The following is a 21,186-nucleotide window of genomic DNA, read 5'->3' on the forward strand; positions in this document are numbered from 1 at the left end:
ACTTCCTAAATTGGGGATGAACTATTGCAGGAATTGCACCTTACTTACTAGCTGTAGGGTGCGTAGGGGCCCACCTACCTAACTAACTATTTTTTTTACAGGAATCTCGATCGCAAATTCCGTGCCTTGACCCGGTGCAGAATCGCACTTAAGCAGCCCGCCGTGTTTTTCCACCACAATTTGATAGCTGATAGACAGCCCCAAACCAGTACCTTTACCAGGTTCTTTCGTAGTAAAAAACGGATCGAACAGCCTTTTGTGAACATCTATCGGAATCCCCGGCCCGTTGTCAGCAATCCGAATCACAATATGAGAAGGATGCCGCCTTGAATCATCAGAAACAGCAGACTCTGCCTGCATCAAAGCATCCTGTTCATATTTTACATCCGTACAAATCCGCAGCGTCGGCGAAGGACAATAAGGAATAGGTGCCAGTTGTCCCTCTGCCCAGTGTCCAGTCTCCATTGCCTCTTCCAAAGCATCAATTGCATTGCCAATAATATTCATAAAAACCTGATTCAACTGTCCTGCATAACACTGTACGCGGGGCAAATTGCCGAACTCTTTGAGGAGCACAATTTTAGGACGCCCTGCCGTTTCTTTCAACCTGTGCTGCAAAATCAACAAAGTGCTTTCAATCCCTTCGTGAATATCCACCTGCTTTTGTTCGGCTTCATCTAATCGCGAAAAATTCTTTAATGACAGCACAATTTGGCGAATTCGCTCGGCTCCCATTTTCATAGAATTTAACAGGTTCGGCAAATCTTTGAGCAGAAAATTTAAATCTACATCATCTATCTCTTGTTGAATTGCCGGTGTTGGGTTCGGGTATTCCTGCTGGTAAAGTTGCAGCATTTTTAGCAAGTCTTTAAAGTAATCGTCAGCGTGCATGACGTTGCCGTAAATAAAGCTAACTGGATTGTTTATTTCGTGAGCAACGCCAGCGACTAATTGCCCCAAACTTACCATTTTTTCATTTTGAACCATCATGCTTTGAGTTTTATGCACGTCCCGTAGGGCTTTTGCCAATTCTAGATTTTTACCCCTCAATTGACTTTCGGAAAGCTGCACCGCTTCTTCGGCGTGTTTGCGCTTGGTAATATCTTTGCGAATTGCTACATATTGATGAGGTTCTCCGCTGGTATTTAAGCAAGGTACAATCGTAGTATCCAACCAGAATAATGTACCGTCTTTAGCTTGATTTTTCATTTCTCCCCGCCAAACCTTTCCCTGGCGGATAGTTGACCAAAGTTGCTTAAAAAAATCGGCTGCGTGATAACCCGAATTAACAAGTCTGTGGGTTTTGCCGATCAGTTCTTCTCGGGAATATTTAAATAGTTCGCAAAATTGATCGTTGACATAGGTAATGGATCCAAATTCGTCGGTATTAGAGACAATCGCCGATTGATCCAAAGCAAATTTTTCAAATTCCAACTCTTTGAGAGTTTGGCGCAATTCTGCTTCGGCTTGTTTGCGATCGCTAATATCGGTAATCATTCGTAAAACCCCGGAAAATTTGCCCTCAGCGTCGAACATCGGCGTCGCCGACACGATCGCCCACAAGTGAGATCCGTCTTTCCGAGTAAACTTAAAATCGTGGCGTTCGCGAATGCCTTCCCGCCTGCGCTGGACGTAACTTTCGGCTATTTCCCTAGATTCGCAGTCCATAAACTCAAATAGCGATCGCCCCAGCATTTCCTCCACAGTATACCCCAGCATTTCGCCCATCCGACAGTTAGCAAAAGTCGTGATACTTTCGCTGTCAAACATCCAAACGCCCTCCGAAGCCGTCTCGACAATGCAGCGGTAATAACTCTCGCTTTCCCTGACGGTTGCCTCTGCTTGCTTGCGATCCGTAATATCAGTTTGCACCGCAATAAAACCTTCGAGTTCACCATTTTCTTGATAAATGGGGGCGATCGAAAGCGCCACCCAATAACCCCTTCCATTCTTTTTGTAATTGTAGATTTCCTGATTAAACGGCACCCCCGCAGACAAAGCCGATCGCAGTTGAGCAATAGTTAGCGGGTCCGTTTCAGGGCCTTGCAGTACATCACCTGGTTTTTTTCCCTGCATTTCTGCCAGCACATAACCACTAATGCGAGTAAATCCTTCATTCACCCATTCAATGCAGCCTTGAGCATCAGTAATAATCACACCATTTTGCGTTTTTTGAGCCACAATGGCCAAGCGCGACAATTCGGTTTCATTTTTTTTTCTTTCCGTAATATCTTCAGCAATACCCAGAATGTACTTAGGCGCGCCTGAATCGTCAAACAAAGGAACTTTTTTCGTGTGCAAAATCCGCTTTCCCCCGCGCGGAAGTTCGATAGTTTGTTCGGGCAAATCGACGCCTTTTCTCGTTGCCAGCACTTCTAAATCTTGTGCTTGCAAGTAATTGGCATGATCTGGCTCCAACAAGTCAGCAGCATTGTTTAAGAGCACTTCATCCCTGGAATAGCCAAACAATTCTTCGCTAGCAGTATTCCAATAAATAAATTTTTGCTCTACAGCATCTTTAATAAAGACACTAATCGGTAGATTTTGCAGTACCGCATTGAGAAAATCTTGAGTGTTTCGCAGTTTTTCCTCAGCTCGCTTTCGTTCAGTAATATCCAAAATCACTCCGTCGAGATAAACAACCCGACACAGAGAATTTGCGATCGGCGAAATCGGCGAAACCTGCGAAACCACAGCCGACAAAAAGCCCTCAATTTCCCCTTGTCCCTCTTGTCTTCCTCTCGCCTCGTCCGCCTCGCAGCAAACAGCTTTGCCTTTTTCGTAAACCCAGCTAATGCCGCCGTCAGCCCGGACAATCCGGTATTCAAGGATGTACGGAGTTCGAGTTTCTACACTTTTTTTGACAACAGCATCCACATTTTTGCGGTCTAGAGGATGGATAATGCTTGCCAAGGAACGGACGCGATCGTTGATAAAATCAGAAGAGGGATAGCCTGATATTTCTTGAACAGCCTCGCTCAAAAACGCCGTTGTCCGTGTTAATTCCCCGGCGTCCGTATACTCGCAGGTACAGCGGTAGACAGCACCGGGAATATTAGCTACTAAATTTTTATATTTTTCTTCGCTTTTTAACAAAGATGAGCCGTCTTCGTTATTGTGATCGTCGTTCTTAAATTTAGAAGAATTGGAAGAAATTTGCATGGTTTTTTTTCACTTGTAAGTGCGAGGGCAAGTGTGAGAGTAGATGACCCTATAAAAAGTGAATTTAATTTGCGTAACAATTCGTTATAAACTAATATAGTACAAAATTAGTTCTGCGAACATTCAGAAAACTTGAGGGTGGCTAATAGGTAGAGCTAATCAAGGCTAGAGATGTAGAAAACACTTCGCCAACGAATTTTCTAACGAATTTAAAGGATTTAACTGAGATGTTCCACCATTCTCCATAAGCCTTTTAGGAGCGGGCTAGAAGGGCCCACCGCACAAGAAATTCATTCTTTGTGGAACAGGCCCGAAAGCCTGTTAAGTGAGAATGGTGCAAGATGTGAGTTTAACGGATTTAAGGAATGGATGTTGAGGATCGAGGGAAAGAGCGAAGATTTTCCCACTTTCCCACTCTCCGACTCTCCCACTCCCCCACTCTCCCCCTTCCCCACTCCCTCACTCTCGTTAGAATAAGATAAGTTTCCTTGCTACCGATCGCCCCTCAAACAAAACACCATGACTCAACAACAACCCCGGATTTGCATTCTCGGCGGAGGCTTCGGCGGACTCTACACAGCCCTGCGCTTGAGTCAGTTACCCTTCTCCAAAACCGAAAAACCCGAAATTGTCCTAGTTGACCGCCGCGATCGATTTTTGTTCGTTCCCCTGCTGTACGAACTCCTGACCGGCGAACTCCAAACCTGGGAAATTGCCCCCCCGTTTGCCGAACTCTTGGAAAACACAGGCGTGCGCTTTTGTCAAGGCACTGTCTCCGGCATCGATGTGGAGGAAAAGCGAGTGCAGTTGCACGACGGGCCAGAAATTCCGTGCGATCGCCTGGTTTTAGCTTTAGGCGGCAAAACCCCTCTAGATATGGTTAAGGGTGCGGTTGAATATGCTTACTCGTTTCGCACCCTCGACGACGCCTACCGCTTAGAAGAAAGACTGCGGTTTTTAGAAGCCAGCAACAACGACAAAATTCGGGTGGCGATCGTCGGGGCCGGTTATTCAGGAGTAGAATTAGCTTGTAAATTAGCCGATCGACTCGGAGAAAAAGGTCGCGTGCGGTTAGTTGAGCAAAGCGACATGATTCTGCGGACATCACCGGAGTTTAACCGCGAAGCCGCCAGCCAAGCTTTAGAAAAACGGAAAGTGTGGATCGACTTAGAAACAGAAGTAGAGGCGATCGAAGCGGACACAATATCCTTACTTTACAAAGGACAATTAGATGTTCTCCCCGTAGACATAGTGCTGTGGACAGTAGGAACTCAAGTTAGTCAAGCAGTACGATCTCTACCCCTCAAACAAAACCAGCGCGGTCAATTAATCGTCAATCCGCAGATGCAAATTATCGACCATCCAGATATATTTGCCTTGGGAGACTTAGCTGAATGTTACGATGCAACCGGTCAAAAAGTCCCCGGAACAGCCCAAACAGCCTTCCAGCAAGCTGACTACACCGCCTGGAACATTTGGGCCTCCCTCACCGGCCGCCCATTACTTCCTTTCCGCTATCAGGCGCTAGGAGAAATGATGACATTAGGAATTGACAACGCCACCCTAGCCGGTTTAGGAATTAAACTCGACGGACAACTAGCCCACATTGCTCGCCGCTTAGCTTATCTCTATCGGATGCCAACATTTGAGCATCAGCTAAAAGTTGGTTTTAATTGGATTAGCAAGCCGATTCAAGAGTTGCTTAAAAGCTAATCAATGCTTCTTCAAATAGATACAGCAGATTCTACGTTTATGAAGTACACCCCCGATCGATCTATACCCGTAGGGGCACTCCAAGAGTCCAAAGCCTGTCAATTTAAGGCTGTTTCCCTCACTCAGTCAGTCCGGCAGGGGTTTCAACCCCTGCCTCAAAGCTGAAGTCCTCTAAAAGAGGACTATAGACATCTCCTAATAAAATTTGGGAAGCCTTGCCGTATTTTGACAAAAACCTCATTTTGGGAGATGTCTAATGAATTATTCAGTCCTCTTTTAGAGGACTTTAGCTATAAGCACCGTGGAATTCATTCCCTGGCGGACTGGCGGACTGGCGGGCGAGTGCATCAGCTAGAGAATCTTAGCGCAAATAAAAAATGCAAAATTTAACATTTCAACACCAAAAAACAGAACTTTCGCCCCTAATTCAGCGGGAAATTCTGTTCGGAAACCCAGAAAAAACTAGCCCCAAACTTTCACCCGACGGCAAGTATCTCGCCTACATTGCACCCGATGAACACAACGTTTTGCAAGTGCAATTGCGTACCGTCGGTCAAGCAGACGATCGCCAACTAACAGCCGATAAAAAACGCGGCATCCGCATCTTTTTCTGGACTTACAGTGGCGAAGAACTCATTTATCAGCAAGATATTGATGGTGATGAACAATGGCATTTATTCTCAGTCAATATCCAGTCAAATCTGGTTCGCGACTTGACACCATTACAAGGTGTTCGAGCTCATCCGATCGCCCTTGACCGCAACTTCCCTAATGAAATTTTAGTGGAAATGAACATCAGCGATCGCCGCAAACACGATGTTTACCGCATCAACCTGCAAAACGGTGCCGTTGAACTCGACACCGACAACCCCGGTAACATCATGGGTTGGACTTGGATTGCTGACGCCCAATTTCAAGTGCGGGCGGCGACAGCCACAAATGCCGACGGCAGTACAGAATTGCTATTTCGAGAAACTGCCGATAAGTCTTGGGAAAGCTTGCGACGCTGGGGCCCCGACGACGAAGGCGGTGCCGTCATGTTCTCAGAAAACGGCAAAATTCTTTACATCATCGGCAATCACGATGCTAACGCCAAACGTTCGATCGCACTCGACTTAGAAACCAAACAAGAAACTAATATCGCCTCTGATCCAGAATACGATGTCGGCGATATTTTGATACACCCGACCAACCGAGAGATTCAAGCAGTTTCCTTCTACAAAGACAAGCAAGAGTGGCAAATTTTAGATCAAAGCATAGCAGAGGATTTTGAGAATCTCGGCAAATTCCGTCCCGGCGAATTCTCCATCACCAGTCGCAACCTCGCCGACACTACTTGGCTAATTGCTTACAGGACAGACGACTGCCCAGTCTACTACTATACCTACGATCGCGCCTCCAAAACCTTCACCTTTCTGTTCAGCAACCAACCAAAACTCGAAGGGCTACCACTATCATCAATGGAACCCATTTCTTACACCGCAAGAGATGGTTTAACCATTCACGGCTACCTGACAAAACCGGTTGGTGTCTCAACACCCGTACCGACAGTCTTGCTGGTTCACGGCGGCCCCTGGGCACGCGATACCTGGGGTTACAATCCACAAGCCCAATGGTTGGCAAACCGAGGTTACGCCGTTTTGCAAATCAATTTTCGCGGTTCCACCGGCTACGGCAAAGCCTTTCTCAATGCCGGCAATCGCGAATGGGCGGCTAAGATGCACGACGACTTGCTAGATGGGGTTAATTGGCTGGTAGAAACAGGAATTGCCCAACAGGATAAAATTGCGATTATGGGCGGTTCCTACGGTGGTTATGCTGCCTTAGTGGGATTGACTTTTAGTCCTGATGTTTTTGCCTGCGCCGTCGATATTGTCGGGCCAAGCAATTTGATTACGCTGCTGCAAACGATTCCCCCTTACTGGGAACCGAGAAAAGCAAGCCTGTATCACCGCGTGGGCAATTTGGAAACAGAACCAGAGTTTTTGAAATCGATCTCGCCTTTATCTTTTGTCGATCGCATTCAGAAACCTTTACTCATCGCCCAAGGCGCTAACGACCCGCGAGTTAAATTAGCAGAAAGCGAGCAAATTGTCAATGCCATGAAGCAAGCCGGCAAACCTGTAGAATACGTGCTTTATACAGATGAAGGACACGGATTTGCGCGGCCAGAAAATCGGCTGCACTTTTTTGCGATCGCCGAAGAATTCCTAGCCAAATATTTAGGAGGCAGATTTGAACCTGCAGGCAACCTTGCCAATCATTCTGGCTTGGTGAATCCGCAAACAACTAATTAGAAGGAAGAAGGAAAAAGGAAGAAGAAAGAAGGAATTATTCAAATCTCTTTTCTCTTCTCTTCTCTTCTTTTCCTCTGTGTTCTCTGTGTCCTCTGTGGTTAAATCATTCCGATGCAACCGGATGTGCGATAAGTCCTCTTTCCTCTTCCCTTTTTCTTCTCAAATGACCAAAATTATTTTTCTAGACGCCGCCGGTACACTATTTGATGTTCGCGGTAGCGTCGGCGATGTATACGGACAAATAGCCCAGAGGTTTGGAGTAACAGTTAAGAGTGAAGAATTAAATGCAGCATTTTTCCAAAGCTTCGCCTCAGCAAGCCCGATGGCATTTCCAGGGAGAGAAGCAGCAAAAATTCTCCAATTAGAATTTGAGTGGTGGCAAACAGTTTCCGCAAAAGCATTCCAAATAGCAGGCATTTTCCACCAATTTTCAGACTTTTCCACATTCTTTGTGGAACTCTACGCTCATTTTGCCACCGCCGAACCTTGGTTCGTCTATCCCGACGTATTGCCAGCATTAAATAAATGGCAGCAACAAGGAATTGAATTAGCCGTAGTATCGAATTTTGATTCCCGAATTTATCCAGTATTAAAAGCACTAAATTTAGCTGAATATTTCACATCTGTGACAATTTCTACTGAAGTTGGTGCAGCAAAACCAGACTCTCTAATTTTTACGGCTGCTTTGCAAAAGCACAACTGCATTGCCGAGAATGTGTTGCATATCGGCGACAGCTTCAAAGCAGATTATTGTGGTGCTAAAAATGCGGGATTAAACGCAATTTGGTTGAATCGCCAACAGGAAAAAATAGATTCAGGAAAGTTGAATTTAACTGATATCTCAAAAGTAGAAGAGTTTCCTAGTCTGGATTTTATATAAGTCAGTCCTAGACACACTCTCACAAAGAAACCGGGTTTTTGACCTCATCGGCGGGTGGCAATGCGTCTTTTCGTAAAAAACCCGGTTTTGCATGAGTCCCGATGCGTCCAGGACTATAAATATGAATTTTATGAGGTTAAGGTTATGATTTTTATGAATTGACTTAGAAAGCTGTTTATTGAATAATATGAGTAATTTAACCGCAGAGAGCGCAGAGGGCGCTGAGTTAGAGAAGAGAGAGGCGATCGCTATATTTAACTTTATAGTGGGAAAGAAAATTACAGATACTAATCGTGAACTTTATGGAAACTCGGCTCACTCAAACTCAGTTAGCACAGGTAGTCGCTGAAATCGACAAGTTATCGCAGCAGCGCGAGTTAGAATTGGAGCCCGATCAGGTAAGAGAAATTTTACGGGAGTTGAATCTTCCTGATGAGCTTTTAGAAGATGCGATCGCCCAAATGCGCCGCCGCGAAGTCCTAGAAAAACAGCAGCGACGCAACCGTTGGATCGCGATCGCCTCGACAGCCGTTGTTATCTCTGCGATCGGTATAGGCGTGCTGTTCGGGCAAAATCAGCAACAAAAAACTGCTCAAGTTGTGGGAGGAGAAGACAGGATTGCGCTATCGAAAAAAGGTGGTGACAGCTTTACTCAAGTCAACCGTCTAATCAACCCCCGCATCTACTACCAGGTGACGTTGAAAAATGCTCCGATCGGCAATCAGTTGTCTCTGCAATGCGATTGGATTAATCCCAGCGGTGACGTTGTTCATCAGGGCAGGTATCAAACTCGCACGATCGATACTGCGGTTTGGAATACGCACTGCTTTTACGATCTCGGATCGGCTGCTGCCCCAGGCAAATGGGAAGTTCGGATGTCCCTGGATGGGCGCGTCATCAGCAGTGAATCTTTCACGGTGAAATAAATAGACTTATCCAAAAAAGCCTGTTTTGAACAGGCAAGATGCCTGTTCCACAATGATTATGGGAGATATCTACATAGACTTATCCAAAAACAGCCTGTTTTGAACAGGCAAGATGCCTGTTCCACAATAATTATTGGAGACATCTAATGGGTGCGATCGAAAAACCTTCACATTTTATCGGCTACTGGGGAGAGGACGATCGCACAAAAACGCTCAGCCGTTTAGCCCCAGACTACTGCATTCGGCAGGGCAAATTATCAGAGTGGGCGATCGCCTCTGCATCTGTACTCACGGCTGACACAGTGACGCTGAATGCTTGCGGGCGATTTGGGCCAACCGATTTACCGGGAGATGCTTGGGCGGCGGTAGAAGCGAAACAGCTAAGGCTGGGGCGCGATCCGTTTGGGCGAGTGCCACTTTACTGGATGCAGTTGGGAGAAACGATTTGGTTTTCGACGCGGATGCAATTGCTGCTACCGCTGATTGCTTCCCCTCAAATTAGCCCGATCTCGCTACACAGTTATGCTTGTTTTTCCTACGTGCCCGCGCCGTTAACTCCGATCGAGCAAATTGCCTCCGTAGCAGCCGGAAGCGAGATGATTTGGGAAATCACCGATGTTAACGATCGGCCGAAAGTACGCGCGGCGAAGCTATCCTCTAGGGAATCGCTGCAATCGGCTTGGCAAGAAGCGCCCCAATTACTGCGCTGTGAGGATGAGGCGATCGCACAATTGCAAGGGCTGTTGCAACAGGCGATCGATCGACAAGTGGCAGATTTGCCGATCGACGAACCCGTGGGCGTTTTACTCTCCGGTGGCATCGATTCTTCCCTGGTGACGGCGCTGCTAGTGAAAGCAGGCTTGCAGGTGCGCGCCTATGCCCTCGATTTTGGTGTCGAAGCCTATTCCGAACTGCCCTACGCCCAACAGGTGGCGGACTTTTTCCAGATTCCGCTGATCCGAGTGGCGGCGACGGGCGATGCAGTGTTGCGGGCGATCGGGCCAACCGCCAAAGCCCTCGATTTACCCTATGGAGATGGCACAACAGCCCCGCTGTTTTTGCTCAAACAGGCGGCGGCGCAAGACGTGCGAGTTGTATTCAATGGCGAGAATGGCGATCAGCTATTTGCTGGATGGACAAACAAGCCTTTGATCGCACACGGAGTTTACACAGCAGAGCATCCCGCCGGAGGAGAAACTTTTGAACAGCAGTATTTGCGGACGTTTCAGCGATTTTATGGTTATGAAAAACAGATTTTTTCGCCAGAAATGCTCGATCGCATCCAGTCTCACGATTTGAGCGTTTATCTGCAAGACGCGATCGATCCCGAAACCTGTCCTTCCCTGCTAGCGAGGCTGCGGCGCGCTTCGCTGATGCTCAAAGGTGCCCAAAATATTCAGCCGAGGGCAACGGCATTGGGGTTTGCTTGCGGTTTGTGGGTGCGATCGCCCTTCTGCGACCCCGACCTCACGGAGTGGACGTTTCAACTCCCAGGAGAGCTGCTACTGCAAGGTGCGTGCGAAAAATACATCCTCAAAAAAGCCTCTGAACGCTGGCTGCCGCCGGAAATTGTCTGGCGGGAAAAGCGCGGGATGGGTGTGCCGCTGAAGGTTTGGTATTACCGGGAGTTTTGGGCTGCGATCGGCGATCGGCTGAATCCGAATGTGTTGCGATCGCAAAATTGCTGGCAGCCCGATTTGGCCGACGCGATGTTATCGGGACAACTCGGAGTTGCTATGCGCGATCGCTATATTGGCAATAATCTCTGGCTGCTGCTGATGTGGCAGGCATGGCGAACCGAGGTTTTAGGCGAAATTCCGGGCAAGCGATCGCTGGATCATGTGTTTTGGTTGCCACCGGCGATCGGACAACGCATTTGGAAATATCGAAGACAGTTGACAGTTGATAGTTGACAGTTGACAGTTGATTTTACAATCTTCCTTGTTCCAAACATCCGTTAAATCCCTTACAAAATCCGTTGCCAAACATCCGTTACATCCGTTAAATAATCCGTTGCCGAACTTCTTCTATATGACTGAATCTTTGCTACAGAATGAAACCAAAATACATTCGCCGCCGTTCTCGGAAGCATTAGCCAAGCGACTTTTGTCAACTTATGCTTCGCCCTTATATGTGTATCAGGCCGAGATCCTCAGTCAGACTCTTGAGCATATTACGCGATCGTTCGACTATCCGCACGTTCAGTTTCATTTTGCTAGCGTCACCAACGGCAATATTGCTCTGTTGCAATTGATTCAGCAAGCTGGTTGGGGGCTACACGCGAATACACCGGGGGATGTTTTTTTGGGGCTGAAAGCGGGTTTTACGAGCGATCGCATTGTCTACACCGGCAGTAACCTCAACAGGGCGGATATTCAGCAATTGATTGAATGGAAGATCGATCGATTCAATTTCGATAGTCTGTCGCAACTCCAGGATTTTTGCGAATATTCGCGCAGTCAACCGCGATCGATCCGTGCCGAAATCGGACTGCGCCTCAACTCACCGGAATTGACGGGAGACAGTCGCATTGGAGTGCGTCCCGCCGAATTCGAGAAAGCCAACGAAATCGCGCAGCAGCAGGGGTTGAGGATTACCGGATTGCATTTTTATCGGGGGACAGGAACGAACGCCACGAGTGCTTTTACGCAGGCGATCGATCGGCTAATTGCGATCGCCCAACAGTTACCCGATTGGAAAACCCTCGATTTTGGCGGTGGTTTTGGCTATCCCTATCGAGGCGGTGCGGTGTTTGACTGGCGGGAGTTTGGTACGGCGATTACTGAACGATTGAGTGCGCTATCTCGCCCGATCGAGTTGGTGATTGAACCGGGACGATCGGCGATCGCAGGTTGTGGCGTTTTGCTTGCGAAAGTTGTGTCGGTGAAGTGGTTGGGGTATCGGCAAATTGTCGGGGTGGATACGACTGTATCAAATCTATCGGTGCCTGCGGTGCACGGTGGCTATCGGGCGATCGCAACTTGGGAAACCGACGATGTATTGCGACATGAAACGGATATTTGCGGCAACACGACTTATTCGCGGGATTATTTGGGGCGCAACTGTTGGCTACCGAAACTCAAAATTGGAGATGCGATCGCGATTTTGGATAGCGGGGCTTACGGCTATGCGATGTCGTCGCATTTTCTGCACCGCCCCCGCCCTGCTGAGGTGTTGATTGAGGCTAAGGGCGATCGATTAATTCGACAGCGAGAAGACTATTCTATTTTGTTAAACGGGCAAATCTTTTAAACCAAACTATTCATCTCTCTCTTCCTCTGCGGCCTCTGCGGTTAAATCATTCAGAAACAACCGCCAACGATATAAATCCATTAAATTAACCAGGAGTAAGCGAAATGGGAATGAAATGCGTCCAGTGTCAAACCGACAACATTTTGAGCGATCGTACCAGGAACTCAGGTCGCTGTAAACGGTGCAACCATCCATTTGTCTTTGAGCCCAATACCGTCACTGATAAAAAGTTGGCATTCACCGATCCGTTTTTCAAGAATGCGATCGAAAATATTTCCAGCCAAAATATGTTGTTTTTTACGCACAAACAGTTTTTGTATTTTATTGACCAAAAGCTTAAATATCGCGCTCCCGATAATAGTTGGCTTTTTCTCTACTTCTTTTTTAGCGTATTTGCGGGAACGTTCGGCATTCCCTTCGCTCTTACTATTTTTCCCTCACAATTTGCAGTTATTATTGTCTTCGCTCTCTACAATTTGATTTGGATATGGCTAGGTTTCAACTACATCAAATCTCCTGAACAAGGTAGTCGCCGCAGAAGAAGTCATGCTAAAAACCTCCAGGTTTTAGGGGTAATTATTTTAGTTATCGGCATTTCAGGAAGCCTGATATTTGATTATTTTCCAGGATACATCGTAGCGATTACACTAGGGCTATTTTCCTACGGGCTCGGCATTTCACAAAAAAATCGCCCACAGATAACGGGTGAAATATTTCTCGTTAATCAAGCGCAGAGCGATAAATGGCTGCAAGACTGGCAAAGGGTGAACGGCACATTAGAAAAACTGCTGCCTGCACCTCGCCAAGAAGCTTTACCCGCCAGCATCGATCGCGAAGTTAGCGCCTACAGCTTCGATCGCGCAATTATCTGTGACACTGACGAAATAGCTCAATTCCTAATTGCCAACAACGTCCATTTTGAAAACAACTGCGCCATTCTAAGCATCAGCGGCTATCCCCAAAGCATCTTCAACACCGTGATTGAAATGCTGCGCCGCAATGCCGATTTAAAAGTGTATGCACTGCACAATGCGAGTCCTGGTGGGGTTGGTTTGGTAAATCAACTGCGGACTAATCCCGAGTGGTTTGCGAATCAAGCGGTGACAATTTTTGATTTGGGAATTTCTCCCCGTCAAATCTTAGCAACCCGTGATATGTTTGTGCAACAATCTCAAACAAAGGCACAAAGATCCCGTCAATTACCCGAGGCTGTAAGGCAAAGTTTAACAGCAGAAGAACTAGCGTGGCTGGATGCAGGCAATTTTGTGGAATTAGAATCATTTACGCCGCAGCGGTTGTTGCGCGTGGTGAATTATGGACTTGCTCAGAGTGGCGATCCGCAGGGTAACGAGGGCTTAATATTAGTGGATGATAATGTTGGATATGGCGGCGGCTATGTGTTTGTCTCCGATAGTTTTGGTTAGGGCGTGTTTTCAAACTTTATATTAGACTTATTAATAATAAGCTGAAAAAGTCTTGAAACTTAGTCTGAATAAGATTTTAAGCGCTCTTTAGCTGAAATCATAAAAAGCTTATCTCTGTAAGGGCTTTAGCGATTTTAAAATGAGGAGCAAAAAAGCTGAGATTAACTCGGTGAGTAAAGGTTTCAGATTTTTTAATTTCCCCCCACGGGGGGAAGTTGAGTTTAAATTGTGTGAAATTTGCCTTCAACTTTCTCTCGTCTGGTTTTGTTTGTGTAGGCGCGGTTTCTAACCGCCCGGACTTCTCACCGCCTGGACTTATTTAAGTCGTATACTCCGCATTAATCTTCACGTAGTCGTAACTCAAATCGCATCCCCAAGCTTTCGCAGAACCGCTGCCATTCCCGACACTAACCTGAATTACAACGGTATCAGCCTTTAAATATTCCCCCTCCGCAGCCGCTTTCATATAATTACTCGCAGCAGCGCGATCGAACTCTTTAGGTTGTCCGTTTTCCATCATCAAAAAATCTCCCAATTGAATCCGCAAATTCTCTTGATCGAAAGGTACACCAGCCCGCCCAGCCGCCGCCGCAATTCTGCCCCAATTCGGGTCGCGTCCGAAAATAGCAGCTTTCACCAAAGAAGAACCGACAATTGTTTTGGCAATTTTACTCGCAGAAACTTCATCCAGCGCGCCACTAACTTGCACTTCTACCAAACAAGTTGCACCTTCGCCGTCACGGGCGATCGCCTTTGCTAAATGCACGCAAACTTCTGTCAGCATCGCCTCTAATTTTTCAGCATCTGCCCCCATTTCCGTAATTGCTGGTGTGCGGGATTGACCGTTTGCCAAAGCAATTAGCGAATCGTTGGTACTGGTATCGCCGTCAACAGTAATTTGATTGAAACTTCTGTTAGCCGCCCGACTCAGCATTTCTTGCCACAAATGCGATGACACTGCTGCATCGCAAGTTACAAATGCCAGCATTGTTGCCATATTCGGGTGAATCATTCCCGAACCTTTGCAGATGCCGCCGATGCGGACGGGTCGATCGCCAAACATGGTTTCCAGGGCGATCGTTTTCGGCACTAAATCAGTCGTACAAATAGCCTTAGCCGCCGCATCAGAACCAGTTTCCGATGCCTCAGCAACTAATCGGGGAATTGCCGCCCTCAGCGGCTCCATTTTTATCCGCTGTCCAATGACGCCAGTGGAGGCCAAAAGAATCGATTCTGGAGGAATATTCAGCGCTTCTCCCAACAATTTGGCACTTTCGAGGGCATCTGCCAAACCTTGTTCGCCCGTAGCAGCATTAGCTTGTCCCGCATTACACAAAATTGCTTTCGCGCTGGGTTTAGCTTGCAAACGCTGGCGGCAGTAGTCCACGCAAGCGGCCCGGACAGTCGATGTGGTGAAGACTCCGGCGGCGATCGCGTCTACCTCTGACAAAATTAAACTTAAATCTGGCAAGCCTGAAGGCTTCAAGCCCGCTGTAATTCCAGAAGCTCGATACCCTCTGGGTGCTGTAACTCCGCCGTCAATTTCTTTCCAGTCCGACATGATGACCTCCCTACTAGCCTTCAATCTGCTGAAAGGGGATTATATCAAGTTTCTCGGCACAAACGTCTTTTATGGTTTGTGATGTATACTTTTGAGGCTATCCCACTCTGGTTTAGCTCACCCTTTGCTCAAACGGCTCTCTATACAAGCAGTACGAGCGAGATATTACCAATTCCCAATTCCCAATTCCGCATAAAACTAATCGCGGCTTCCAATCTAGAGTTAGAACTCAAGAAGAAGTCGCGACGGTTTTGTAATTGACATTATTAATTTTTAGCTGGCAAACAACAAACTCGATTCAACTATCTCGCCGTTGAAAAAAGGAGTTATTTGCGATCAATATTCGCTGGAGAACCAGCATCTAAACCCACTTCAGCAGCCACACGGCTCAGCATGGATTCCTGACGGTTTTTGACTACGTGTTGATGGCGCATCATCAGGTTGCGGGCTTGTTCTTGAGTTGACATAACTGATTTCTCCAAATTATAGGTAATAACTTCGTAGACAATTGTCGAAATTGAGCTTGCCCTAGCTCATGGTGGCGTTGCTGCGATCGTAACTGGCTTGAAAGCTGGGCTGCGGTTTGCCTTGAATGTGACCCCAGTAGTGCGTATCTTCCATCCCGACTTCGGTGGCGGTGCGGTTGAGCATGGATTGCTGGCGGTTCTTCACCAGTTGGTGGTGGCGCATCATCAGAGAGCGAGCTTGATTTTCGGTAGACATAGGGGGTTCCTCCGTATTCTTTAGATTAATGTTGAGCTGGTTTTTTCTTCTCTTGTATCACTATAACAGACAATTCTGTATCTAAAGCTACCAAATTAAAATTGTCACAAAACTTTACAATTGGGCTATGGGGCGAGAATCTAGATCGAAGGTGCAGGGAGTGCGATCGAGCTTGGGCTAGTTGATTCAGCCCCAACCTCAAGCAGCAGTTGGCAAAATTTGACAATATTCCTCTTCTAAGAGCCACATTTTAGCGGCTACCTAATTGCCAAGGGCAAAAATAACTTTATAGTTTGGTTCAGAGCTATAGATGCAGAATTTTGCCTCTCAAGGAAGTCGAATGTGCCTTAGTTAGCAGTAAATTTAATAAGTAGCGAATCACAATTAGATTTACAATGATTAAGCCGCTCTGCTCAAGCACAGTCAAGTTTTTTGTAGTCAACTAGATAGTAGAGTTGGGCTAAGTGAATCGCCCTCGCCATCCTCAAAAAGCGAACTTTCTTTGTTGATAAAAATAGATTAAGTCCCCGCAGCCTCCCCACAAAAAAGAGCGATCATCCTTCCCTAGAAAAACAATCGCCCATTTACCTATAATTTCAATCAACATCAAGTCCCGCCCTTAAGAAACTATGCTGTACCCACAATTACAGAGCTCCCCCTAGCCTCTTTTTCAGGAGCATGCCAGGGGGAGCGAAAGGCTCTGACGTTAGTTTTTCAAGTTGTGTGTACAGGGTAGCCCTTAAGAAAGGCGTGCCGGGGAATAAGCTGCCCTAACCGTCAAACAGTAGACGGGTACTACATCAGATTTTAAGTTGACACGAGTCCTACTCGGCGACTTCAGCTTCAGCTTCAGCTTCAGGTGCATCTGGCACATCTTGCTTGATTGTCAAATAGCGAATCACTTCTTCGCTCAGACGCATCGCGCGCTCCAGGGTAAAAATTGCAGCGCCCGGAGCTGTATAGTTCATTTGAACGTATACTCCGTCCCGGTGCTTGCCGATTTCGTAAGCCAAACGGCGCTTGCCACGGTGCTGAGTTTCGATGTTTTCAGCACCTTGATCGCGCAAAATAGTTTGATATTTAGCGATCGCCTGGTCTGTCATTTCTTCACCCAAATCAGGGCGCAGAATGTACATAGTTTCGTAAATAAACGGTTTCATGGCAATAATCCCCTTATGGACAACAAGGCTTCTCACGAAGCAAGGACTTATTATCATATCCCAACAATGAACAATCTCAAAACTAAAAAACCAAATTCCCCAAACAACACTCGCTCGCCGTGGAACACCCTGTGGATCTACAGCATCATGGGCGCGATCGCACTTTTAATGCTGTTTCCCTTGCTGTGGCTGCTCAGTACCTCCCTCAAATCCCCCAACGAAAACATTTTTCAATTTCCCCCGCAACTGTGGCCACAACAGCCAACCCTCGAAAACTTCATCAAAGTGTGGCAAACCAACCCCTTCGGCCGCTACCTGTTCAACAGCACCCTAATTGCCGGCCTCACAGTTAGCATCAACGTCCTCTTTTGTGCCCTTGCCGCTTACCCCTTAGCCAGACTCAAATTTCGCGGCCGCGAAGCCATCTTAATCACAATCATTTCCACAATCATGATTCCTTTCCAAATAGTCATGATTCCCCTATACATATTGACAGTACAACTCGGACTAAAAAATAGTTATTTAGGCGTCATCTTTCCCGGACTAGCCTCAGCCTTCGGCATATTTTTATTGCGGCAAGCATTCCTAGCAGTTCCCAAAGAACTAGAAGAAGCCGCCCGCATCGACGGCTGCAGTGAATTGGGCATTTGGTGGCACGTCATGATTCCGGCAATTAAGCCCGCTTTAGTCACTCTAGGAATTTTCGTATTTATCGGTTCTTGGAGCGACTTTCTATGGCCACTGCTAGTTTTAGACAGACCGGAATATTACACTTTACCTCTAGGGGTAGCCAATTTATCCGGGACATTTTCTTTAGATTGGCGTTTAGTTGCGGCGGGTTCTATTATTTCTATTGTTCCTGTTTTAGGGCTATTCTTACTGTTGCAAAAATACATTGTGCCAACAGAAACTGCTGCGGGAGTCAAAGGATAGAATTAAGATAAAAAATCCGCGTTTATCTGCGTTCATCTGCGGTTAAAAATTAAAATCTTTTGAACTCAAAACTAACAAAATTTATTTTTGCTGTACGAACTGCCATAGATCCGCTGGATTATGGATCGCGCTGCGGTTATAGGTCCTAGATACTCTCATCGCTTTTGCAAATGCGATCGATGCCCAAGACTGGCAAAAATTGCGATCGCACCTAGCCGGCGAAAGAGATATCGACTCTTCGGAGTTTTGAGGAATCAAACAACCTGTGGTAATTGTCAGCGACAATTCTGAAGTGCATCGCTATTCGCGGGGCAAATCGCAATGAAATCTCATTCACAACTGAAATGCGAGCTGATTTTCCCTAACTAAAAATTTCCTCCTACCTAGGAGTAAAAACTGCACTAGGGTAAGCAATCCGCTTGTGATTGAACTGTTCCCAAACCCGCACAAAAATCTCCGCAATTAGAGACATATCCTCCCGCGTTAAACCCGAATCAATCAACTGATTATCCTGCCAGCGAGCCCTCAAAATCCGATTAACCATATTCAAAGCCTCTTCATGAGTAGCATCCTTGAGCGATCGCAAAGCAGCCTCGCAAGAATCCGCCAGCATCAGAATCCCCGTTTCCCGCGACTGCGGAATCGGCCCATCGTAGCGAAAATCCTCCTCCCTCACTTGGCGACTTGCGATTGTTAACTTTGAATTATCGGCATCTGGCAAAGCAATCTTTAAATCTTCTATTTCTTTTGCAGCAATTTGCTGCGCTTGGTGGTAGAAATAAGCAATTAACATTGTACCTTGGTGCTCGGGAATAAACGCCTGAATTGCCTTCGGCAATCGATGCTTCCGCGCCATCACCAAGCCCTCGCTAACGTGCTTTTTAATAATCTCCGCGCTCGCCCAAGGGTCATTAATTTCATCGTGTTTGTTACCCCCGCCCATTTGATTTTCACAAAATCCGAGCGGGTCGTGCATTTTTCCAATATCGTGGTACAATGTCCCAGCTCTGACCAGCTCAACATTGCAGCCGAGTTCCCGGGCCGCAGCCTCCGCCAAACTAGCCACAAACAGCGTGTGCTGAAAAGTCCCCGGAGCTTCGGCAGCCAATTTCTTCAACAGCGGGCGGTTGGGATTGGCAAGTTCCGCCAGTCGAGTCGGCGTAATCAAGTCAAAAACGTGTTCCAAATAAGGGCTGATGCCGATCGCCACAACGCTCCAAGCCAAACCGGCCAAACTTTGCGCGCCCACAGTACCGAGCACGACGTACCAAATCGCACCGACAGCGGCGCTGGCAATCAAAGTCCCCACCAGATAAACCGTGCCCTGAGTCAACCCAAGAGCCAAGCCCAAAAGAGCCAATTCCTCGCGCGATCGCAGCCGCCCGGCCATAAAAGCGCCCAGCAATCCCCCCGCCCCGCTAGCGACTAAATGAATCAACTCCACATTTAAGCCAACGGGCAGCAGCACCGACAGCAGCCCCACCACAGTCACTCCTACCGCCGAACCGTAGAAGCCGCCCGCTAAAATCCCGATCGCGGGCAAACTCGTCCAAGGCAGCCCCAAACTCACCAGCACCGGCGCGCTCAAAGTCAGCAGCAGCAATAGCAAATGATCTCTCCGGCGCAAGCGGTAGTGCCTTTCCACCAGCAGTACGATCGCAATTGCCCCCGCGACTAAACAAACAAAACCGGTCAGCCCGAGCCAATTCACCCCCCGCCGGCTTAAACCAAAATAGTCCAGCAACACGAAATCCTGCTGCGAGATCTCTTGTCCTTCTGCAACAATTATCTCGCCCCGATCGACTGCGATCATCACCGGTTTCACCTTTTGCGCCGCTAATTCAGCTAACTCTTTGGTTTCCTCCGGATCTCTCACCAGATTTGGCTGCAAAATGGCTGTTAAACCCTCAACCGCCAAAGCTTGGGACTCTAACGGCACTTCCTCAGCCACTTGCAACTTCACAGCTTCTTTCAAAATCTCCTTTGGCAACCCCTGCGGGATACCTTGAGCCACCATCCTTTTTGCCGCCCGACTCATACCGGTTTGGGTTTTCTGCCAAGCTGCATCCGACAAATCAAACAGCGAAGTATCGTAAATCTGTGGGAACCCCAAAACCGAGGGTTCTCCCAGCGCCTCCAAAGCTTTGAGATAGCGGCGGCGAGCAGAGGAAATACTGTCTGTCAGGCTTTGAAACTCTGCTGCCCGGACCGATCGGCTGTAAGCTTGCAGTTGAGCGATAGCATCTTGCTGAGACTTGTTATCTGTTGCCGCAGCAATTGCGGGGGAATCCAAACTCAATCGCTCGGAAGTTGCACTTTTGTCACCCGCTTGCGCCACAATAGATCGCCACTCCCACTCCGGACAGCCCCGCAAGTAAACCTGAGCCGTATTTGAGAGCACCGAGGGACTCGCAAACGGAAACGGGCCTACCGCTTTCCGCAGCTCGCTTCCCTGCTGCAAAAATTGTTGTAATTCTCGATAAATTTGTCCGTCAACTGCAGGATCGAGCATTAATATCGCTACAGCTCCGATCCGCGCTGCTTTCCGCTGTTCTTCAGTAGTTTTGTAATCGGGGATGCTAGCACTAGCAGGAGCCTTAATCGTCTCAGGAGCTTTCGTCCCCACATCCAGTTTCGGCTGGTTGTAGAAGCGGTGGCCCAGAGTGCTGCTTAGGGAAACTACCGCTACGAGCGCCAACATTGGGGAACGAGCTTGATTTTTGAGGCTTGATTTGGACGTTTTACTTGTAAATCTAAAAGTAGTAAAAGTCTCGGGAAGAAGCCATTTCTGCTGCGACCAACGGCTCAGGAGAGGCCCGCCAGCGCGTGAGGTATCTGCTTTGCTGCAGCCATTTTGCACTTTAGCAATGTGTTGGCGCAGTGAGCGCGCAGCCCCTAGCTGCTCAATCTGCCGCATCAATGAGGAGAGCGTATTCATTTGTGTCGAAGATATATCACTGTTATCCAGCAGCTTTGTCAGAATTTCTGACTGTGCATCTTGATTGATTTTATCCGAACTACCCTGGCTGAATATTCAACCCTCCAGGCTACTTTGCCTGACTATCGCCAGCAGTTGGCTTTCCTAACGGCGGCCAACAACCCAAGCAGCTTCTTTGCTTCCCTTGTCCATCTTGAACAGAACTTGCGCGCGAGGG

Annotated in this window: 14 protein-coding genes; 8 read left to right on the plus strand and 6 right to left on the minus strand. The window is 47.5% G+C overall.

Annotated features, from left to right (window positions below):
- Nucleotides 1-78: 78 nt before the first annotated feature.
- The gene (locus QUB25_RS15525) at nucleotides 79-3,162 is read right to left on the minus strand and encodes a PAS domain S-box protein (RefSeq protein WP_333183999.1); all 3,084 of its coding nucleotides are present in this window, start codon (nucleotides 3,160-3,162) and stop codon (nucleotides 79-81) included.
- A gap of 519 nt (nucleotides 3,163-3,681) precedes the next feature.
- Here QUB25_RS15525 and QUB25_RS15530 point away from each other — a divergent pair.
- The 7 genes from QUB25_RS15530 (at nucleotide 3,682) to QUB25_RS15560 (ending at nucleotide 13,654) form a co-directional block, all read left to right on the plus strand.
- Nucleotides 3,682-4,875 carry an NAD(P)/FAD-dependent oxidoreductase gene (locus QUB25_RS15530; RefSeq protein WP_333184000.1) on the plus strand — a complete coding sequence of 398 codons (1,194 nt, stop codon included), beginning with the start codon at nucleotides 3,682-3,684 and terminating at the stop codon, nucleotides 4,873-4,875.
- 377 nt (nucleotides 4,876-5,252) lie between these two features.
- Nucleotides 5,253-7,172: a S9 family peptidase gene (locus QUB25_RS15535; protein WP_333184001.1), complete on the plus strand. Its 1,920-nt coding sequence runs from the start codon at nucleotides 5,253-5,255 to the stop codon at nucleotides 7,170-7,172.
- 163 nt (nucleotides 7,173-7,335) lie between these two features.
- Nucleotides 7,336-8,052, plus strand: coding sequence for an HAD-IA family hydrolase (locus QUB25_RS15540; RefSeq protein ID WP_333184002.1), 717 nt, complete (start codon nucleotides 7,336-7,338; stop codon nucleotides 8,050-8,052).
- Nucleotides 8,053-8,354: 302 nt separating this feature from the next.
- Nucleotides 8,355-8,978 (plus strand): DUF3859 domain-containing protein, encoded by a 624-nt coding sequence (locus tag QUB25_RS15545; protein WP_333184003.1) that lies wholly within the window; start codon nucleotides 8,355-8,357, stop codon nucleotides 8,976-8,978.
- 146 nt (nucleotides 8,979-9,124) lie between these two features.
- Entirely contained in the window at nucleotides 9,125-10,891 is a 1,767-nt protein-coding gene (locus QUB25_RS15550; RefSeq protein WP_333184004.1) for an asparagine synthetase B family protein, read from the plus strand.
- A 118-nt stretch (nucleotides 10,892-11,009) separates the two neighbouring features.
- Nucleotides 11,010-12,230 carry an alanine racemase gene (locus tag QUB25_RS15555; RefSeq protein WP_333184005.1) on the plus strand — a complete coding sequence of 407 codons (1,221 nt, stop codon included), beginning with the start codon at nucleotides 11,010-11,012 and terminating at the stop codon, nucleotides 12,228-12,230.
- 104 nt (nucleotides 12,231-12,334) lie between these two features.
- On the plus strand, nucleotides 12,335-13,654 hold the full coding sequence (locus QUB25_RS15560) for a hypothetical protein (RefSeq protein ID WP_333184006.1): 1,320 nt from the start codon (nucleotides 12,335-12,337) through the stop codon (nucleotides 13,652-13,654).
- Between the two features lie 319 nt (nucleotides 13,655-13,973).
- Here QUB25_RS15560 and argJ read toward each other — a convergent pair whose 3' ends face one another.
- The 4 genes from argJ to rpsF all read right to left on the minus strand — a co-directional run bounded on the left by argJ (nucleotide 13,974) and on the right by rpsF (nucleotide 17,098).
- Entirely contained in the window at nucleotides 13,974-15,215 is a 1,242-nt protein-coding gene (gene argJ, locus QUB25_RS15565; RefSeq protein WP_333184007.1) for a bifunctional ornithine acetyltransferase/N-acetylglutamate synthase, read from the minus strand.
- A gap of 326 nt (nucleotides 15,216-15,541) precedes the next feature.
- A complete protein-coding gene (locus QUB25_RS15570) occupies nucleotides 15,542-15,682 on the minus strand; it encodes a hypothetical protein (RefSeq protein ID WP_333035219.1) in 141 nt (46 codons plus the stop codon).
- A gap of 61 nt (nucleotides 15,683-15,743) precedes the next feature.
- Nucleotides 15,744-15,938 carry a hypothetical protein gene (locus QUB25_RS15575; RefSeq protein ID WP_006631905.1) on the minus strand — a complete coding sequence of 65 codons (195 nt, stop codon included), beginning with the start codon at nucleotides 15,936-15,938 and terminating at the stop codon, nucleotides 15,744-15,746.
- Between the two features lie 824 nt (nucleotides 15,939-16,762).
- On the minus strand, nucleotides 16,763-17,098 hold the full coding sequence (rpsF, locus tag QUB25_RS15580) for a 30S ribosomal protein S6 (protein ID WP_015176119.1): 336 nt from the start codon (nucleotides 17,096-17,098) through the stop codon (nucleotides 16,763-16,765).
- Between the two features lie 15 nt (nucleotides 17,099-17,113).
- Here rpsF and QUB25_RS15585 point away from each other — a divergent pair, with 15 nt between their 5' ends.
- Nucleotides 17,114-18,031 (plus strand): carbohydrate ABC transporter permease, encoded by a 918-nt coding sequence (locus QUB25_RS15585; RefSeq protein ID WP_333184008.1) that lies wholly within the window; start codon nucleotides 17,114-17,116, stop codon nucleotides 18,029-18,031.
- Nucleotides 18,032-18,410: 379 nt separating this feature from the next.
- Here the strand turns inward: QUB25_RS15585 and QUB25_RS15590 are convergent, their stop codons facing one another.
- Entirely contained in the window at nucleotides 18,411-20,969 is a 2,559-nt protein-coding gene (locus tag QUB25_RS15590; protein ID WP_333184009.1) for an HDIG domain-containing metalloprotein, read from the minus strand.
- Between the last annotated feature and the right edge of the window lie 217 nt (nucleotides 20,970-21,186).

Origin of the sequence: Microcoleus sp. B3-D7 (genome assembly GCF_036705305.1) — a bacterium.
In the GTDB taxonomy this organism is placed as follows: domain Bacteria; phylum Cyanobacteriota; class Cyanobacteriia; order Cyanobacteriales; family Microcoleaceae; genus Microcoleus.

What these genes read in the sequence shown, in the direction of transcription:
- QUB25_RS15540 (WP_333184002.1), top strand. Translation starts at nt 7,336, where the DNA reads ATGACCAAAATTATTTTTCTAGACGCCGCCGGTACACTATTTGATGTT.
- QUB25_RS15585 (WP_333184008.1), top strand. Translation starts at nt 17,114, where the DNA reads ATGGACAACAAGGCTTCTCACGAAGCAAGGACTTATTATCATATCCCA.
- argJ (WP_333184007.1), bottom strand. Translation starts at nt 15,215, where the DNA reads ATGTCGGACTGGAAAGAAATTGACGGCGGAGTTACAGCACCCAGAGGG.
- QUB25_RS15575 (WP_006631905.1), bottom strand. Translation starts at nt 15,938, where the DNA reads ATGTCTACCGAAAATCAAGCTCGCTCTCTGATGATGCGCCACCACCAA.
- QUB25_RS15545 (WP_333184003.1), top strand. Translation starts at nt 8,355, where the DNA reads ATGGAAACTCGGCTCACTCAAACTCAGTTAGCACAGGTAGTCGCTGAA.
- QUB25_RS15525 (WP_333183999.1), bottom strand. Translation starts at nt 3,162, where the DNA reads ATGCAAATTTCTTCCAATTCTTCTAAATTTAAGAACGACGATCACAAT.
- QUB25_RS15590 (WP_333184009.1), bottom strand. Translation starts at nt 20,969, where the DNA reads ATGAATACGCTCTCCTCATTGATGCGGCAGATTGAGCAGCTAGGGGCT.
- QUB25_RS15535 (WP_333184001.1), top strand. Translation starts at nt 5,253, where the DNA reads ATGCAAAATTTAACATTTCAACACCAAAAAACAGAACTTTCGCCCCTA.
- QUB25_RS15560 (WP_333184006.1), top strand. Translation starts at nt 12,335, where the DNA reads ATGGGAATGAAATGCGTCCAGTGTCAAACCGACAACATTTTGAGCGAT.
- rpsF (WP_015176119.1), bottom strand. Translation starts at nt 17,098, where the DNA reads ATGAAACCGTTTATTTACGAAACTATGTACATTCTGCGCCCTGATTTG.
- QUB25_RS15550 (WP_333184004.1), top strand. Translation starts at nt 9,125, where the DNA reads ATGGGTGCGATCGAAAAACCTTCACATTTTATCGGCTACTGGGGAGAG.
- QUB25_RS15570 (WP_333035219.1), bottom strand. Translation starts at nt 15,682, where the DNA reads ATGTCAACTCAAGAACAAGCCCGCAACCTGATGATGCGCCATCAACAC.
- QUB25_RS15555 (WP_333184005.1), top strand. Translation starts at nt 11,010, where the DNA reads ATGACTGAATCTTTGCTACAGAATGAAACCAAAATACATTCGCCGCCG.
- QUB25_RS15530 (WP_333184000.1), top strand. Translation starts at nt 3,682, where the DNA reads ATGACTCAACAACAACCCCGGATTTGCATTCTCGGCGGAGGCTTCGGC.